13 protein-coding genes are annotated in these 17,720 nt (G+C 42.4%); 7 read left to right on the forward strand and 6 right to left on the reverse strand.

Annotated features, from left to right (window positions below; all coding sequences use genetic code 11):
• The first annotated feature begins 61 nt into the window (after positions 1 to 61).
• Together H6G18_RS09910 and msrA are read left to right on the forward strand one after the other, a co-directional pair.
• On the forward strand, positions 62 to 2,284 hold the full coding sequence (locus tag H6G18_RS09910; RefSeq protein WP_190406930.1) for a recombinase family protein: 2,223 nt from the start codon (positions 62 to 64) through the stop codon (positions 2,282 to 2,284).
• 96 nt (positions 2,285 to 2,380) lie between these two features.
• Positions 2,381 to 3,049 carry a peptide-methionine (S)-S-oxide reductase MsrA gene (gene msrA / locus H6G18_RS09915; RefSeq protein WP_190406931.1) on the forward strand — a complete coding sequence of 223 codons (669 nt, stop codon included), beginning with the start codon at positions 2,381 to 2,383 and terminating at the stop codon, positions 3,047 to 3,049.
• Between the two features lie 73 nt (positions 3,050 to 3,122).
• Here msrA and H6G18_RS09920 read toward each other — a convergent pair whose 3' ends face one another.
• On the reverse strand, positions 3,123 to 4,313 hold the full coding sequence (locus tag H6G18_RS09920) for a serine/threonine protein kinase (protein ID WP_190406932.1): 1,191 nt from the start codon (positions 4,311 to 4,313) through the stop codon (positions 3,123 to 3,125).
• 136 nt (positions 4,314 to 4,449) lie between these two features.
• On the opposite strand from H6G18_RS09920, the gene H6G18_RS09925 reads away from it, so the two are divergent.
• Positions 4,450 to 5,988 carry a phytoene desaturase family protein gene (locus H6G18_RS09925; protein ID WP_190406933.1) on the forward strand — a complete coding sequence of 513 codons (1,539 nt, stop codon included), beginning with the start codon at positions 4,450 to 4,452 and terminating at the stop codon, positions 5,986 to 5,988.
• 25 nt (positions 5,989 to 6,013) lie between these two features.
• Here the strand turns inward: H6G18_RS09925 and H6G18_RS09930 are convergent, their stop codons facing one another.
• Entirely contained in the window at positions 6,014 to 6,964 is a 951-nt protein-coding gene (locus H6G18_RS09930; RefSeq protein WP_190406934.1) for a class I SAM-dependent methyltransferase, read from the reverse strand.
• Positions 6,965 to 7,127: 163 nt separating this feature from the next.
• Positions 7,128 to 11,018, reverse strand: a complete 3,891-nt coding sequence (locus H6G18_RS09935; RefSeq protein ID WP_190406935.1) for a DUF2157 domain-containing protein — start codon at positions 11,016 to 11,018, stop codon at positions 7,128 to 7,130.
• 494 nt (positions 11,019 to 11,512) lie between these two features.
• On the opposite strand from H6G18_RS09935, the gene H6G18_RS09940 reads away from it, so the two are divergent.
• From H6G18_RS09940 to H6G18_RS09950, 3 genes are all read left to right on the forward strand, one after another.
• Positions 11,513 to 12,304: an ion transporter gene (locus tag H6G18_RS09940; RefSeq protein WP_190406936.1), complete on the forward strand. Its 792-nt coding sequence runs from the start codon at positions 11,513 to 11,515 to the stop codon at positions 12,302 to 12,304.
• An 89-nt stretch (positions 12,305 to 12,393) separates the two neighbouring features.
• On the forward strand, positions 12,394 to 13,605 hold the full coding sequence (gene chrA / locus H6G18_RS09945; RefSeq protein ID WP_190406937.1) for a chromate efflux transporter: 1,212 nt from the start codon (positions 12,394 to 12,396) through the stop codon (positions 13,603 to 13,605).
• 424 nt (positions 13,606 to 14,029) lie between these two features.
• A complete protein-coding gene (locus tag H6G18_RS09950; protein ID WP_190406938.1) occupies positions 14,030 to 14,845 on the forward strand; it encodes an SDR family oxidoreductase in 816 nt (271 codons plus the stop codon).
• A 137-nt stretch (positions 14,846 to 14,982) separates the two neighbouring features.
• Here the strand turns inward: H6G18_RS09950 and H6G18_RS09955 are convergent, their stop codons facing one another.
• The 3 genes from H6G18_RS09955 to H6G18_RS09965 all read right to left on the reverse strand — a co-directional run bounded on the left by H6G18_RS09955 (position 14,983) and on the right by H6G18_RS09965 (position 17,421).
• Positions 14,983 to 15,552 (reverse strand): Uma2 family endonuclease, encoded by a 570-nt coding sequence (locus tag H6G18_RS09955; RefSeq protein WP_190406939.1) that lies wholly within the window; start codon positions 15,550 to 15,552, stop codon positions 14,983 to 14,985.
• Between the two features lie 136 nt (positions 15,553 to 15,688).
• Positions 15,689 to 16,861: a molybdopterin-synthase adenylyltransferase MoeB gene (gene moeB / locus H6G18_RS09960; protein WP_190406940.1), complete on the reverse strand. Its 1,173-nt coding sequence runs from the start codon at positions 16,859 to 16,861 to the stop codon at positions 15,689 to 15,691.
• 71 nt (positions 16,862 to 16,932) lie between these two features.
• Positions 16,933 to 17,421 (reverse strand): Mov34/MPN/PAD-1 family protein, encoded by a 489-nt coding sequence (locus H6G18_RS09965; protein ID WP_190407008.1) that lies wholly within the window; start codon positions 17,419 to 17,421, stop codon positions 16,933 to 16,935.
• A gap of 39 nt (positions 17,422 to 17,460) precedes the next feature.
• Between H6G18_RS09965 and H6G18_RS09970 the strand changes: the two genes are divergently transcribed.
• Positions 17,461 to 17,712 (forward strand): hypothetical protein, encoded by a 252-nt coding sequence (locus H6G18_RS09970; protein WP_190406941.1) that lies wholly within the window; start codon positions 17,461 to 17,463, stop codon positions 17,710 to 17,712.
• Positions 17,713 to 17,720 lie beyond the last annotated feature (8 nt).

Raw genomic sequence — 17,720 nt, forward strand, 5'->3', positions numbered from 1 at the left:
AGTTCATTAACTTTAAATTAACGCAAAAAATATACTAGCAAATCTGTTCAGGAGATATTTTGTGCTTTCTCATTCTATTTGGATTGTTGGTAGTAGCCGCAGTGGTAAGACTACTTATTTGGTGGAAAACTTTTGTGACTGGGTACAAAAGAGAAGCCGAGTTCATGAACTATTTTATACCAAAAAAGCCAAATTAAATCCCAGCAGTTCCGTACCTCTATCTTTCGATGTTCAACAAGCCAAACCCGGAGTTTTAGTTTTGTCTGCGAATGATGATAATCGTCGAGAATTGGGTGACAAAATTGTTACTAATACACAAGGAAAATACCCAATTCGGGTGAAAACTCCATTAGGTTTTTTTCAAGATGACGTTATTTTATTTTGGCCTTTACTGATTCAATTGTTAAATCTAAAGGCACAATTTCCTGTAAGATTGCGCCCAGAAACTGAGCAAGAACTGGCAACGAAACTCTGGCGTTCTCAGTTAGATGAGGAAACCTTACGGCGTGCGGGAGTGAATGAGTATCGCTTGGTGAGACGCATTTTGGACGTGATGCAACTAGCTGCTTACAGTGGTACACCTTGCGAAGATATTGCTCAGGTTTTGGAAACAGGGTTAGAGGATAATAATGTCAATTTAGAGCCAGAATTTTTGGCATCTTTATTACTAGATTGGCGTAATTGGTGCTTAGATAGGGGGTTACTAACCTATGGCATTATTACTGAACTCTATAGTCAGCACTTGTTAACCAATGAAAATTATCAGCAACATCTAACGGCAAGATATCAGGCGGTGCTAGCTGATGATGTAGATGAATATCCGGGTGTGGTGCGGAATTTATTTGAGTTGTTGTTAGATCAAGGTGCGATCGCCGCTTTTAGTTATAATCCTGATGGTGGTGTGCGGTTGGGATTAGGAGCCGATCCTGAATACATGGCAGGTTTAGCTAAACGCTGTCAAGTAAAGACTTTGGTGGGAGTAGCAGCAGAATCTTTGGTAGATAGGCTAGTGATGCCAATAGTAGAATCACTCACTGAACCAATGCTATTGTCTTGTTTACCATCCGTCGTGGAGTCAATTCAAACCACATCCCGCGCTCAATTGTTACGACAAACAGCCCAGGTAATTGTCAAAGCTATCCAATCGGGAGAAGTACAACCAGAACAGGTGGCGATTATTGCCCCTGGTTTAGATGCGATCGCTCGTTATACACTAACAGAAATCCTTACTAAGCAAAATATCCCAGTTGAATCCCTCAACGACCAACGCCCCTTAATCAGTTCACCAGTCATCAGAGCATTACTTACCATGCTGGCACTAGTTTATCCGGGTTTAGGACGCTTAGTAGACAGGGATGCTGTTGCAGAGATGTTGGTTGTCTTAAGTAGAAAACCAGAAACTCCAGAAACCCCTACCCCACTTCCTATTCTCCACTCCCCACTCACCACTAAAATCGACCCAGTACGAGCAGGATTAATCGCTGATTACTGCTTTGTCCCCCATCCCGAAAACCCCAACTTGCTCCCGGTGACAACCTTTGAACGTTGGGATCGCATTGGTTATGCAGCCACCATAGCCTATGGTGAAATATTACAGTGGTTAGAACAACAGCGATCGCAACAAGAACTACGCCTAATTCCCAGCCCCATTTCCCTGTTAGATAGAGCAATTCAGCGCTTTTTGTGGAATGGCAGCAACCTACCCTATGATCAGTTGGCAGCACTACGAGAATTACTGGAAACTGCCCAGCACTATTGGGAAATTGACACTAGACTACGGCAAAATAGGGGCAGGGAACAGGGAGTAGGGGAGGAATTTCTGACTCAACCGTCAATAGTCAACGATTCCATCGCTGAATTTATTCAACTGCTCCGGCGGGGAACTATTACAGCTAACCCTTATCCTCTACGTCCCATTGGTTCCATTAAAAAAGCTGTCACCCTAGCAACTATATTCCAATACCGTTCTAGTAGAAGATTTCACCACTGGCATTTTTGGCTAGATGCTGGTTCACCTTTGTGGGCAAAAGGTGGCGCAGCTACCTTATTTGGTGCGCCGTTTTTCTTACAAGACAGGTTGGGACAGCCTTGGACAGCAGAAGATGAAAAATTAGCAGAACAAACTCGACTGCAAAGAATTTTGACTGATTTACTATCTCGTGTATCAAAGAAAATTTATCTTTGTCACAGTGATTTAACAGTGAATGGACAAGAGCAACTGGGGCCGATGTTACCCTTAGTCCATGCTTCTCTATCAATGGAGATGGAAACTACTGATAGTTGAAAAAATAACGAGTGATGGGCTACGCCACACCATAGGTGAACGCACAACACTTAAAATATTAAGTAAATTAAATATGTATATCAAGACTCAAAATCAATGGCACTATTTGGATTTGGCAAAAAATTAGCGATGCCCACCCCTGAAAAAGCCTTACCAGGAAGGGCGCAAACTATGCCTGTACCGGCTCAACACTATGTCAACAAGAACCCACTAAAACCCCCTTTTCCAGAAGGCTTGGAAAAAGCAATATTTGGTTTGGGTTGTTTTTGGGGTGCAGAACGTAAGTTTTGGCAACAACCAGGAGTTTATACCACAGCCGTCGGCTATGCTGCTGGTTTTACGCCAAACCCCACTTACGATGAAGTATGTACGGGTTTGACTGGTCATAACGAAGTAGTATTAGTGGTGTTTGACCCCAAAGTAATTAGTTACACCCAGTTACTAAAGGTTTTTTGGGAAAGCCACAATCCTACCCAAGGAATGCGCCAAGGTAATGACGTAGGGACTCAGTATCGTTCCGGTATCTACGTCTATTCCGACGAGCAAAGACAGTTAGCAGAAGCTTCACAAGAGGCTTATCAGCAAGCTCTCAGCCGTGCAGGATATGAAAAGATTACTACAGAAATCCTCGATGCACCTGAATTTTACTACGCAGAAGCTTATCATCAGCAGTATCTAGCTAAAAATCCTAATGGTTATTGTGGCTTAGGCGGGACAAATGTTGCTTGTCCTGTAGGTGTAGTTGAATCACCAGTAAATGGGTGACAAAATCTGTTTGTAGAAAGCACTTTAGTACTTTAACAAAATCTTGAAGCACTAAAGTCCTGACTACAAACCATTACAAAATTGATTTAAGTAAAGCGATCGCACTTACCCATAACACAATACTAACGGGTGCGCCAATCAAAATACCAGCGATCGCCCACCCTCGCTGATGGGCTTGGAAATGTTCAATACTGCGCCAGCGTCTACTTTTCCAAGCCCATTCATTGCCTTTTGCACCCAAAGCGATCGTTGTGAACCAACCAATTTGGGGTATAAAACAAAATAATCCTACCCAAACTTGATTAGTCCACAACCATACCCAAGGTAGTAAAAAAGCACCCCAGTTCCACCCTAAAATTTCTTCAGGAACTTGTTCTGTGAGATTATTAATCCCACAGCCAGAATTATTAATGAATTTTTTGGATAATACTAGGCGATCGTCCTTAGTAGATTTAACTAAACCAGATTTAAGCGTGTCTAAAGCTTGACGAGCATTAATAAAACGTTGTTCTGGTGCTGGTTCTGTTATTTTTTGTAACCATCTCACAAAACCAGGACTCAGATGAACAATGTTAGTAAATTGTAGTCGTAAATCTTGCTGGGGTAATTCGGCAGGAGAGATACCAGTTAACAGATGAATTAAACTTGCCCCCAGTGCATATAAATCTGATGCTGGAACCGCCCGACCACCATATTGTTCCATCGGTGCGTAACCATAAGTACCCACAACAGTAAAAGTCACGCCTTCTTTAGCAGCCTTGTCTTGCACAGCGCCAAAATCTACTAAATAAATATTTTTATCTTCACCCCAAATTAAATTACTTGGTTTAATATCTCGATGCAATACACCAGGATTCAACTCATGTAAATATATGAGAATTTTTAACACCTCAACGGCAATTTTCCTAGCTTGCTTTTCAGTAAATCTTTTACCAGCAGTGAGTTTTTCTTTAAGCGATTCCCCAGGAATATATTCTTGTACTAAACCAAACCAGAGTGAACGGTCATCAATGCAAAAGTAATCCAGATACTGGGGAATCCGGGGATGATGAAGATGTTTGAGAATTTGGGCTTCCCGTTCAAAAAGTTTCAGGTCATCCCATTGAACACTACCACCAAAAGCCAGGAGCTTAACCACAACCAGTGAATGTTCGGCATTAGTAGCTTGTAAATCTTTAGCTAACCAAGTTTGCCGAATCCCATTATGACCCAGTAGGCGTTGAATTTGATAACGGTCGTGCAATATCTGTTCTACTTGCAGCATCTGACACCTGCTAGCAATTTACGTAAAAGTAATTCCCCTATATTTAGGATAGTGAAAAAGTTAGGAAATGAGGGGAGTGGGAGCAAGTGGCGTAGCAGGGAGCAGGGAAAAAACTAATGACTATTGACTATTAACCATGAACCAAACAGATGTAGTTATTATTGGTAGCGGTGTTGGGGGCTTGAGTTGTGCTGCTATTTTGGCACACTATGGCTTTGATGTGACTGTTTGTGAGAGTCATACAATTCCTGGTGGGGCGGCGCACGCTTTTGAACGTCAAGGATTTAAGTTTGATAATGGGCCTTCTCTTTACTCTGGCTTATCTTATAGTCCTTCGGTTAACCCCTTACGGCAAGTGCTAGACGCAGTTGGTGTTGATTTGCCATGCGTTACTTATGATACTTGGGGCTGTTGTCTACCGGAAGGTAATTTTAATGCCTCAGTGGGTGCAGAACAATTTTGTGAAGTGCTGGAGAGACTTCGGGGAAAGGATGCGGTGGCTGAATGGCGACAATTGCAACGGGTGATGACACCACTAGCTCAAGCGGCGATCGCTCTTCCCCCAGCTGCGCTACGCTGGGATATAGGCGCAGCTTTGACCATCGGCCGATTTGCTCCAACTCTCGCTCAACAATCTGCCAATTTCCTCAAGTTAACGGGGCCTTTCTCCCGGATCATGAATGGTGTTGTCAGTGACCCGTTTATTCGTAATTGGCTAAACTTGCTGTGTTTTCTCCTCTCTGGACTTCCAGCGTCTGGAACTAATGCCGCAGAGGTAGCATTCATGTTTGCTGATTGGTATCGGCCAGGAGTAGTTTTAGACTACCCGATTGGTGGTAGTGGTGCTTTAGTTAATGCTTTGGTGCAAGGACTAGAAAAACACGGTGGGCAATTACTTTTAGGGACTCACGTTGAACAAGTATTAGTAGAAAGTAACAGGGCTGTAGGTGTCAGGTTGCGTGATGGGCAAGAAATTCGGGCGCGACGGGCGGTTGTGTCCAATGCTTCTGTTTGGGATACACTGAAGTTATTGCCGGAGGGGGCTGTATCAAAAAAATTCCGCAGCCAACGCCAAGCAACACCGGAATGTGATAGCTTCATGCACCTGCATCTAGGTATTGATGCTCAAGGATTACCAGCAGATTTGGCTTGTCATCACATTGTAGTTAATGATTGGCAACTAGGGATTAATGCACCGCAAAATGTAGTGCTGGTATCAATTCCTTCAATTCTTGACCCGACCTTAGCACCATTAGGTAAACACGTAATTCATGTATATACTCCTGGTAATGAACCTTACTCATTATGGGAAGGTTTGGACAGGAGAAGTCAGGAATATGAACAACAAAAGCTATTGCGTGCGGAAGTGATGTGGCAAGCTCTAGAACGTATCATTCCTGATATTCGCTCTCGTTGTGAAATCACATTGGTAGGTACACCCCTGACCCACGAAAGATTTTTACGCCGTAATCGTGGTTCTTATGGCCCGGCAATTTCCGCAGATGTTGGTCTATTTCCCGGCCACAGCACACCCCTACCAGGGTTGATGTGCTGCGGTGACTCGACCTTTCCGGGTATCGGTTTACCAGCTGTCGCAGCTAGTGGACTGATTGTGGCTAATACTCTTGCACCAGTGAGTCAGCATTTAGCTCTGCTGAACAGGGTTGGTCTTTAAAGGCAGAGATGCGCGGAGTATGTGTTTAATGTGGCTTTCTAGCAATAATTGTCCGATGGCGGGGGTCGCTGGGAACTGTCACGAGTTCTTGGAAACCGACTTTTTGCAGTGTTGCTTCTATGTCAAAACTGTAATATTGGTCACTCCAAGGCTCAGTGCTTTTCATGAGAGTGAAGAGGACGGGAGGGAGATTTTGGATGACAGGCGATCGCGGGTTATTATCAACTAAAGCAATATAACCACCAGGACGTAATAATCGTTTGGCTTCCACAAAAATTTCCTGGGTGGCGTAACTTGGCAGTTCATGAATCACAAACTGAAGCGTCACCAAATCAAAAGAATTATCTGGTAAACCTGTATTTTCTGCCCTAGCATGAAGCCACTCGGATATTTCACTATTAACATCCCTAGTTTTGGCTACAGCCAGCATATAAGGCGACAAATCCAAACCCACTGTGCGGACTGGATACCTTTCCCGGTTTTGGTAATAACGGTGTAGCGCCAAGGTAGAAACACCCACTGAGCAACCAATATCTAAAATATCCCTGACTTGTTGCGGTGCATATGTTGCTAAAGCATCATGAAAAGTACCTCTCAATCTAGCATGGGCGGCTTCCCAAGTGATGTTTTCTTGAGGCCATACCCGCAACGCCATCGAGTATGTAGCTGATTCGGTTTCAAAAGCGGCGTCCCAGCAGAGGTTGCCTTCCGAATAAGCATGAAAGGGTACTTTGTAGTAGTCAGGGTAAATGACGTGAGGATTCGTTATCGTATCCAGCAGTTGTTTTGCTGGTGATGCTTGGAGTGCTTCATAATTTTTCCGCCAAGGGATGCCGTTTTTCTCAGCCGTTTTGATGAGAACTTGCCTAGCCTGCTGTTTCATCACCCCGTAAATGGGTTTAGTTTGAATTAATAAATTCACGAAATTGGAGAGTAGACTTTCACCAGCCCAGTCTGGCTTGCTCTTATTGTTCATCAGTTTGTATGTAGTGAGGCGATAACTGCAACTGCCTATATTGTAGATTTATGGCGGCGTACAGAATCAGTTAACAGTTATCATCCCATAGCGGAAAACTCAATATTATATGGCAGGGGACAGGTGAGAGTCGGAAAAGTTTCTTGGTATCTGTCTTTCATGCTTATTGCCATTCCTCAAATTGATTACTGGTGTTGCGAAGTAGGGAATTTAGTTGAGCGCGGCGGGTTTCAAAATTGGCGGCGATGGAAATTAAGACAATACCGACAAATAAACCCACAACCCATTTTAAGAAGGGGTAACGCAAGCTAAAAACTACTAATTGGTAAACGCTGGTGAGCAAAAACGTGGCTGTGCCAATATAGAGAAACGCCCGGATTCTTAAAGCTAATCCGGCAAAAATGGCAATTAAAGCGAAACTTCCGGGGATGAGGGGAGCATTTTGATGAAATAGGATTGCCCAACCACAAATTATCCCACTACCCAACATTCGCAAGCTGTGACGAGCTAATTTAAATTCTGGCTGTGTTAGTTGCGGATCTACTTGGGCAATATACAGCAGTGATAAACCAATTATTGTGACGTACCATAAATTATCGGTGAGGCGTAACTGATTAAACCAGGAAAATAATGCCCAATCTAACAAGACCACACTAATATAAGTAAACCGGATATTTTCGGCTACCTTGGCTAAAAAGATGTAGAATCCGGCTGCTATTAATAAAGTGATTGGGTAAACGAAAAGTCTGGTTTCGCCTAAAATTACAATTGGCACAATATAGGCGGCTTGTCGCCAGGGTTTTTGTGACCATCCCCAACTCTGCCACGGTAGGATATATAAGAAATAAGCAAATACGCAAGCGATCGCACCATTCCAAGGTACTAAGGGGCCTGTAATCCATTGTCCTACGGCAGTTTCCCGCCAATAAACTCTCATCCCAGCTATTAATAAGAAACCCAGGTATACCCAAATATCTGCTGTGGTGATGCGTCCGAAGACGCGGGAAACAGATGAATCTGGTGTATTTTTACCTTGTAAAATGGCGTATATAATTAAAAATGCGCCCGTTCCCAACCCTACAAGGCGATTAACTTGGATGGGGAGGATAATTGCAGTCATGAGTAAAACGCTACTCCAAGCCCAGTGCAGATGAGCAATGACTTTCAGTTCTTGGGGGGTGAGGCGTAAGTAATTTGTCAACCAAGGCGCGAGGATGCGGTAAGCAGACATAATACTTGTACCCAAGGCCGCCATTGCAATTAAGCCATCGCCTAAGCCACCACCAGAAGCTTGTAACATTTGATAGAACAAAATCTCGTAAGCGGAGACGGATACACCAATAATCCCTAAGTAAAGTAAGGGCTTGAAGTCTTGCCTGCGTCGCCCTACGCCAATGAAAATTAATGCTACACCCAAAGAAGATAACCCAGACCAATTGGTAAAGGTGTTAAACCGTAGCAGTACACTAAATAAGCCATAAAATAGGGGCAGGATATGGAAACTATTCGGTAGTTTGGTTAATTGGTAACGTCGTCGCCACCATTCTCCTAAAAACTGCGTGAATAAACCTAAGGCGATGTTAGCAATTGCGACACGAATAATTGATCGTCCGCCAAATCCTAACACCTCAGCAATCAATAACTCTACACACCAACCTATTCCATAAAATCCCCAATCTGTGGGTTGTCGCCAATTCCGATAAGTAATTGCGCCTAAAGTTATGGCTGTGGCAATTAAGTATAAAAGCCCAGGAGGCTCAAACCCTTGGTACATAACTAGGGAATGGCGCGTGAGAGTTAATAATTCTACGCCACATAAAGCGATCGCCCATTTATCAGCAGCACCTGCATATATATCTGCTAATTCAGAACTAGGGCGTAATAGTGCTGTACGTCCTAACCATAAACTTAAAATAACGGCTGCACCCACAACATACCACCCGGCTACTGCAAGGCGCGGTAAACCTGGGACACCTTCCCACAGCAAAGCCCCAAGAAAACTTAAACCAAAACCAATGGTAACGCCTGCAACTTGTTGACTGGGTAAATACCGAGTATTGGCATACATCACACCTGTACTCACAGCCAAACTAATCAATCTAATTCCGGGTAAGGGTAAGGTTAATAGCTGTGTCATGCCCACAGCCAGGATACTTAAGAAACTGTTGGTGGTGCGGCGTTGAGTTGTCCGACTGGCTAAACCTGTCAGGGCTATGGGTGTTGCTAACCAAATCACGCCCCAACGAGCTTGACTGTACACTTCGCCAGTCCAGCTAGTTTCCACATTGATCCACAGCAACAGGAAACTAACAACAGCTAATCCTAAGCCGATATACCATGAGCTGCGTTTCCAGATGCCAGTACCCAGGCTATATCCCCACTCTACCAACATCAGCACTATGAGGATGCTTGCCCATAGATGTAAGGCTAGGTTGGGTAATAGCCAATCGATAATTGAGCAAAGCGCCAATAATCCCACAACGTGAGTTAGGTACACCAAGGGAACAGGTACAGGAGAACGGCGTTTGCTGACGACTGCTAGAGTGATTACGGACAGCAATAAATTGAGCGATCGCAAGGTAGGATTAACGGTAGCGATCGTAGTTAGGCAAGCCCCAAATAACAGTGTTAAAATTTCGCCAAACCGGGCAACTTCTCGCTTACGGTGATGGTACAAGATTTCTGTAAGTACCACCATGAGAACTAGATAGGGAAATAAAGCAATGCTGATTAAAGCCCAAGGTTCATTTTGTGACTGAGTGATTTGTGTAGCAATAGCGATCGCTGATTGTTGCAATCCAGATGGAACTAATCGCCAACCTAACCAAATCGTCTGTAAGCCAACGACAAACAGTAATGCGAAATCCCCTTGCAAGCTGTATCTGTATAGGCGCACTCCGCCAACCCACAAAACCAAGCCACTCACCGCGATCGCTTGTGCTGGATGTTCTGTTACTGCTACTAGCCAACCTAAAAAGAGTAAAATTCCGCCGAGTTTTTCCCAGGGAAGGGGAGATGTAGGAGATGTACGTTTCTGTCTTTCTTGCTGTGCTAGCCAAGTTGTTAGCCAGCCGCAAATACCAATGGCTAAACCTAGTTGAGTAACATCAACCCCAGCAACGAAAATTGCCCGCGATAGGAGTAGTAATAAACCATAGACAACGACAGCAGCATAAGTATTAATAATCTGTTTCTGGGATTCTTCGCCTTCATTTGCCGGTATGGGTTGGTGGTGCTGCTGTCGGCGACTGTGATAAATAGAGATGATGGTTGTGCTGATCATCGCCACATAAATGGCAATTAGGGGGAATCCTGGTAATTTCCAACCCCAATGGAGATAACTCAACCCTAGAATATTTATTAATGGTAATTTCCCTCTGGGAAAATTGGTGATGACTGTGCGATTGTTACACAGCAAAACTGTCACTATTGTTAATATGGGAGATGCGATCGCTACTGTCATCCAGTCTAGAGGGTTGCGCCACAACCCGAAACTGTCCATCGCCCAAAAGTTAACCGGCACTAATAACAGAGTGACAATCAATAATGTCTGCGCTGTCAATCTCAGATTATTTTGTCTACCAGCCCAGATACTCAAACCCCAAAAACTCAAGCTATAAGCCAATAAAACCCCATACTGCCCGGAAGCGGGAAATCTCTCCCATTGACTAGCAGCCAATACCCCAGATGAAACTACAACTAAGAATACACCTAGAAACAACAACCAACGAACGCTTAGTTCTTCTCCCAAGGACTGCAACATTCTCGTAGCAATGTTGGGTTGTGCTGGTTGTTTTGGTGGTTTTCTAGGTGTTTCTGGTAATTGAGCAACTAATGGCCTCTCTGATGTTCTGATAGTTGCAACTACCCTTTGTGGTTCCGGCTGAGATTGTAACTCTATCTGACAAACAAGATAATCTTGACATATTTGCCTAACTTGAGTATCAGATATTAAACCCAAACGCAACCATATATCCAACCCTTCTAGTAGTTGAGGATGGGAGGAAGGTAGTCTAATATCAATTCTCAATGGGTGATCAAAGGGCGATGACATAAATCGCAGACATATCGGTATATACTTACATAATCATTGGCTGAGTCTATATTTATGCAATCGCTGTGCCACTTGTTTGGCTGACTTGAGTCACGTCCCACCGTAGGCGATCGCTGCAATCAGATGAGTGCTGCACATCTTGAGTGAATAAGGGAACACCAAAAAATAAATTATTCCAAATTGATGGTTTGCAGGGTGCGTCAGTATAAATAATTTCTTGGTAAAGCTAGGTTTTCTCGCACTGACGCACCCTACCTACTTGGATATTTTTTTATCTGGAAGTCCCTAAGCTGAAATCATCACCGTTGACATAGATTTATAAACATTGGCACTTAATTTCTTCTGAGTAACTTTTCGGTTCACAAAAATCACTAAAATGTATTTTTTTTTACTTCTTTGTCATGGCTAGGCAAATAAAATATTCTTGGTTAATATTAGCTTGGTAATTCAGCAAGATAATCAGCAAAAATACCATGAAATGGCTGTTGTAAAATATGTTGCCAAGTAGACAAAAAACCGAGTTTTACTTAACAGACCTAGAAACGCCATTGGGTAGAGCGATTAATCTGATAATTGCTGCCTTGGTTCTATTATCATCAGGTATTTTTGTAGCTCAGACCTACAATATACCTGACTATATTCGCTTACAGTTAGATGTCATAAATACAGTTATCTTGATAATTTTTGCAGTAGAATATACCCTGCGTCTCTGGAGTGCAGGAAATAAACTTAATTATATATTTAGTTTTTATTCAATTATTGATTTAATGGCAATTTTGCCATTTTTAATAGGTATAGTAGATATTAGTTTCATCCGTATCTTACGGTGGTTTAGAATTTTACGATTAATCAGATTTATCGATAGTAAATTTTTATTTGGCAGTATCAGTTCTGAAGATGGAATAATTTTTATTCGGATTCTGTTTACTTTATTTACTATAATTTTTGTTTATTCTGGTTTAATTTATCAAGTAGAGCATCCTGTAAATTCTCAAGTTTATAGTACTTTTTTAGATGCTTTTTATTTCTCAGTTGTCACAATGACCACTGTAGGCTTTGGTGATGTGACTCCTATTTCTGAATTAGGTCGATTATTAACTGTGTTGATGATTTTGACAGGTGTAGCATTAATTCCGTGGCAAGTTGGAAATTTAATTAGGCGTTTAGTTAAAACTGTGAATCAAATAGAAACGGTTTGCTTGGGTTGTGGCTTACAGTTTCATGATCAGGATGCGGGATTTTGTAAACGCTGCGGAACTAAATTACCCAGTAAAAAAATTGATTAACTCATCCCACTGCTATAAAAATATGTAGATTTTCGTTATCGAAATTCGATATATTAATCCTGTCAACATATTTAAATAGGAAAAATATAGTGGCACAGGAAGCTGATGATATTCACAAAGAGCCAGAAACTCTTTCCTATAATGCTCTCACTAGCAGCCAGCAGCAGCAGCGATTAAAAGAACTGGCGCTGGTATTTTTGCGTTTGGGGGCGATCGCTTTTGGTGGCCCGGCTGCCCACATTGCCATGATGGATAATGAGGTGGTGAATCGCCGTCAGTGGATGAGCCGTCAGAAACTGCTGGATTTGCTGGGAATTACAAATTTGATTCCAGGCCCCAACTCCACGGAATTAGCCATTCATATTGGCTACGAACGAGGCGGATGGCGTGGTTTACTAGTAGCGGGCAGTTGCTTTATTGTCCCTGCCATGCTCATAGTTTGGATATTAGCTGCCATTTATGTCCGTTATCAGACAGTCCCGCAGGTGGAATGGCTACTCTATGGCATTAAACCTGTAATTATTGCGATCGTGCTTCAGGCTCTGTGGAATCTAGGTAAAAAGGCAGCTAAAGATATACCGACAAGCATTGCTGGGGTGTTAGCCATAGCCGCCTACTTTGCAGGATTAAATGAAATTTTGCTGCTGATTCTGCTGGGTATCGCTGTCATGGTAGTGAAAAATTGGCAAAACAGAGGAAAAATAAGCGGAGCATTCTTATTGCCTTTTTCAGGTTTTCTAGCTCAAATCGGTACGACAACAGCAGTAGTCACATCAGTCAGTTGGGTGAATGTCTTTCTCTTCTTTCTCAAGATTGGCTGTGTTCTCTATGGTAGTGGTTATGTGTTGTTGGCATTCCTGCAACGGGATTTAGTTGAGCGCAACCAGTGGCTGACATCACAGCAGCTTTTGGATGCGGTAGCAATTGGGCAGTTGACACCGGGGCCTGTGTTTACTACCGCCACATTTATCGGTTATTTGTTAGCAGGAAATGCCGGAGCGATCGCCGCTACAGCCGGAATTTTCCTACCATCTTTTGTGCTAGTGTGGATGGTTAACCCTTGGGTGACTAAGTTACGTCAATCTCCCTGGGCTAGTGGATTGCTCGATGGTGTGAATGCAGCTTCTCTGGGATTAATGGCAGGAGTTACCTATACATTAGGACAAGCGGCGTTAATTGATTGGTTAACCATTATCATGGCAATTGTGAGTGCGATCGCTGTATTCCGATTCAAAATCAACTCTGCCTGGTTAGTCCTAGCAGGAGGAGCGATCGGATTTGCCTCACACATATTGAACTGAAGTCTCTTATCTCCTCTGTGTGCCAAACACACGCCACATCACAAAAACCGTCAAACCCAAATATGCTGATACAGTCAGCCATTCTTGCCAGCTACCAGATAAATAATTCATCAGTAAAAATGCGGTAAACTACCATAAAATCTCTGCTTATCTCCATCCTACGCCCTCAAGCTATCAGTATATTCCTCATTGAAACTGCCATAAATTTCTGCTATTTTTCCGGAATTGCCAGAAAGGGCGTGGTATTACCTATCAGTACAACGAATTATACAGAACTTCTATATCGAACCTTTGGGGAATATATCCCCACTGCACAAAAGCCTGGTTATAATCACCAGGCTTTTGTCTGTGATATCTCCCTGTGGTAGCAAACAGCGTACTCACATTTTTCAGTAAATTAACAATAGGCTATCTTTAGGACGTTATGACTTCTGCAAGAATTGAAGATGTGGTATTGGTTGTTGGTGCGACAGGTGGAGTAGGGCAAATTGTCGTCGGAAAGCTATTGGAGAAGGGCGTGAAGGTTCGGATTCTTACGCGGAGCGCCGAAAAAGCCAAAAAGCTGTTCAATGACAAAGTGGAAGTTTTTGTTGGCGATATCCGCGAACCCAACACACTCCCGCCAGCAGTTGCTCAGGTCACCCATATTATATGTTGTACAGGCACTACAGCTTTTCCCTCCGGTAGATGGGAGTTTGATCCAGAACCCAACTTATTTGAATGGGGTAAGATTCTTCTAGATTCCGACTATAGAGAAGCAAAGGCAAAAAATACCCCAGCCAAGGTTGACGCAGAAGGTGTAAGTAACTTAGTCGCCGCCGCACCCCGAAATTTGAGCAGGTTTGTGTTTGTATCCTCTGTGGGAATTCTCCGTAAAGATCAGCCACCTTTTAGTATTTTAAATGCTTTTGGCGTGCTAGATGCTAAACAAAAGGGAGAGGAAGCAATCATCAATTCGGGACTACCTTATACGATTATCCGCCCAGGACGTTTGATTGATGGCCCCTATACCTCCTATGACCTTAACACCCTCCTGAAAGCCACCACAGGCGGTAAGCTAGATGTAGTCATTGGCAAAGGTGACACCCTAGCTGGTGATGCTAGTAGAATTGATGTTGCCACAGCTTGCGTGGAATCTATTTTTTATTCAGCCAGTGAAGGGCAAGTTTTTGAACTAGTAAATAAGGGAAACAGACCACCTACAATTGATTGGGAAAGACTTTTTTTTCAATTAGGATAGTAATTCGTAATTAAAAGACTGTTTGAAAAGTAAATCTGAAGTCTGGTGTGTTGCGTCCATAAAAATATTTGAGGCTTTAAGCGAATGAAAATTAGCCGTAACGCATCATTTTAGCCTTGCCATGCACCACTAATTTTTCAATTAAAACTCAAATAACTAAAAACATCTTCTACTGTTAATTGCCAATTTACTAATACACTCAAAACAGGTAAAATATGTTTCCCAGCTTTGATTTCTGGTAATTGATCAGGCTGAAAAATCATGATTGATTCATCGTCTGGGTCAAGAAACCAACCTAACTTTGTACCATTTTGTATAGAAAACATTATTTTACGGATAACCCGATTAGGGGATTGTTCTGGAGAAAGAATTTCAATAATCCAATCGGGAGGAATTTCAAATTTATTGGCAATCCTGCCATTAGGACGTAAAGGAATACGCGACCATTCAAAAACAGCAATATCTGGGACTATAGAAGTTTCCGAAAATGTGCAGCGTAACTCAGGAAATGCGTAAGCTAATTTTTGTGGTTTACCAATTTCATTAATAGCTGTCACCAAACTACTTTGTAAGGTGCTGTGTTCTCCTTGAGGCATCAGTTTTTGGTAGATTTTACCGTCAATATATTCACTGGCTGGCTTAGTTTCTGGTAATTTCAGAAACTCCTCTAAGGTCTTGTTGGCAAAGACTGGAGTTGATAACGACATAAGCAATTACTCCTAAAACAATCCCAGCAAAAAAATATTGACTATTATTCAAATTATGCAATGTTAGATTACAGAAAAGGGGAAATTCACAACTTTGAATTTCCCCTGCTTGTTCTCTACATTACGACTATTGGTCTTAATATTCAGGAACGGATGGGTCTATTTCCCGACTCCAAGCGGTGATTCCGCCTTTGACGTTTGTTCCCACAATCCCTGATTCCTTGAGGATAGCTAGGGCTTTCGCCGATCGCCCGCCCAATTTACAATGAGCTATTAAGCGGTGTCCGTTGAGTATTTCCTTAACCTTGGCTACACCATTACCATTTTCAATGTCTGGTAAAGGAACTAATACAGAACCAGGAATCTTGGCAATTTCATACTCGTTGGGGTTACGCACATCTAACAGGACAAAATCCTTCGCCCCACTATCCAGCAATTCCTTGAGTTGGGTAACTGTCATTTCTTGAATTTCTTGCATTTTTTGCGCCTCGGCTGCTTTGGCTTGAGGAATACCACAGAATTGTTCGTAATCTATCAGCTTTTCAATAACTGGACGTATGGGATTAGGACGCAATTTCAACTCGCGGAATTTCATATCCAAGGCGTTGTATAGCAACAATCTACCACTGAGAGTATTACCGTTGCCCAAAACAATTTTGACTGTTTCTGTGGCTTGAATTACACCGATAATTCCTGGCAAAATTCCTAATACTCCACCTTCTGCACAGGAGGGAACTAATCCTGGTGGTGGTGGTTCTGGGTATAAGTCGCGGTAGTTCGGCCCGCCTTCGTAGTTAAATACTGTGGCTTGTCCTTCAAAGCGGAAAATTGAACCGTAGACATTGGGTTTATCTAACAATACGCAAGCATCGTTAACTAGGTATCTGGTGGGGAAGTTATCTGTACCATCCACGACAATATCGTAAGGTCTGATAATATCTAGGGCATTTTCGGAACTGAGACGAGTTTCGTAGAGGTCAACCTGACAATAGGGGTTAATCTCGTGAATGCGATTCTTCGCAGATTCAATTTTGGGTTTACCTACCCAGGATGTTCCGTGAATAACCTGGCGTTGCAAGTTAGAAGTATCAACCACATCGAAATCAACAATCCCGATGCGTCCAATACCTGCGGCTGCTAAATATAACAGTAGTGGTGAACCTAGTCCCCCAGTACCGATACATAATACACTGGCAGCTTTGAGGCGTTTTTGTCCTTCTACTCCCACTTCTGGCAAAATTAAGTGCCGAGAGTAGCGTTCGTAGTCGTCTTTGGTCAACTGGATATCTTCCAGATTGGGATTAAGCATAGGAGTTTGAATGAGGAAGCGCGGATTATTGATTGTATCGAAAAATGATATCGGTCTTTAAACTTCAGTATTTAAATTATGTTATCAATTATTTCTGATTGAAACTGATGATTGTCATCTAGACTCCAGCTAAGGATGTCGCTAGCTACACCATTTTGTACGGAAACTATTATATATGAGTAACCAGCCCAAGCATAGAGGCGATCGCATTCTGAAGGTATAGCAGGATGATCAGGGTGAGAATGATAGATACCAATGATATTTAAGGCTTTATCACGTGCTTCCCTTTGTACCTGTAACATAATTTGAGGAGCGATCGCATATCTTCTTTTTAAAGAGGGAACCTGTGAAGATATATTTGCCTTGGTTATTTCTTGGCTAAAGTTATCTGCTTCTGTCTCCCAAGCGTTAGCGGTAGGTATCACTTCCACTACAGTTTTCACATCATCAGCTATATATCCCATCATCAACCCACAACACTCTTCAGGATAGACCCTTTCAGCATGGGTAAAGATAGTTTGCTGATGTTTTGGCAAGAGTTTGATAGTTGGTTGATTCATCATAAAAATGTGATCAATAGTCAAGCTTAACGTTCTAGTTTGAAAGTTTTTAGTTCCAAACGAGAATTTTCTAGTTCTAAACGAGAATGTTTTAGTTCCAAACAAGAATGTTTTAGTTCCAAACAAGAATGTTTTAGTTCCAAACAAGAATGTTTTAGTTCCAAACAAGAATGTTTCGGTTCCAAACAAGAATATTTCGGTTCCAAACAAGAATATTTCGGTTCCAAACGAGAATATTTCAGTTCCAAACAAGAATGTTTCAGTTATAAAGGAGAACTTTCCAGTTCTTAACTAAAACG

The sequence above is a fragment of the Anabaena subtropica FACHB-260 genome (genome assembly GCF_014697105.1).
GTDB lineage: Bacteria > Cyanobacteriota > Cyanobacteriia > Cyanobacteriales > Nostocaceae > Trichormus > Trichormus subtropicus.

Bases quoted from the DNA above. Each gene is read 5' to 3' on its own strand.
- H6G18_RS09955 (WP_190406939.1), bottom strand. From the start codon at position 15,552: ATGTCGTTATCAACTCCAGTCTTTGCCAACAAGACCTTAGAGGAGTTT.
- H6G18_RS09920 (WP_190406932.1), bottom strand. From the start codon at position 4,313: ATGCTGCAAGTAGAACAGATATTGCACGACCGTTATCAAATTCAACGC.
- H6G18_RS09925 (WP_190406933.1), top strand. From the start codon at position 4,450: ATGAACCAAACAGATGTAGTTATTATTGGTAGCGGTGTTGGGGGCTTG.
- moeB (WP_190406940.1), bottom strand. From the start codon at position 16,861: ATGCTTAATCCCAATCTGGAAGATATCCAGTTGACCAAAGACGACTAC.
- H6G18_RS09965 (WP_190407008.1), bottom strand. From the start codon at position 17,421: ATGAATCAACCAACTATCAAACTCTTGCCAAAACATCAGCAAACTATC.
- H6G18_RS09940 (WP_190406936.1), top strand. From the start codon at position 11,513: ATGTTGCCAAGTAGACAAAAAACCGAGTTTTACTTAACAGACCTAGAA.
- H6G18_RS09935 (WP_190406935.1), bottom strand. From the start codon at position 11,018: ATGTCATCGCCCTTTGATCACCCATTGAGAATTGATATTAGACTACCT.
- H6G18_RS09950 (WP_190406938.1), top strand. From the start codon at position 14,030: ATGACTTCTGCAAGAATTGAAGATGTGGTATTGGTTGTTGGTGCGACA.
- H6G18_RS09930 (WP_190406934.1), bottom strand. From the start codon at position 6,964: ATGAACAATAAGAGCAAGCCAGACTGGGCTGGTGAAAGTCTACTCTCC.
- msrA (WP_190406931.1), top strand. From the start codon at position 2,381: ATGGCACTATTTGGATTTGGCAAAAAATTAGCGATGCCCACCCCTGAA.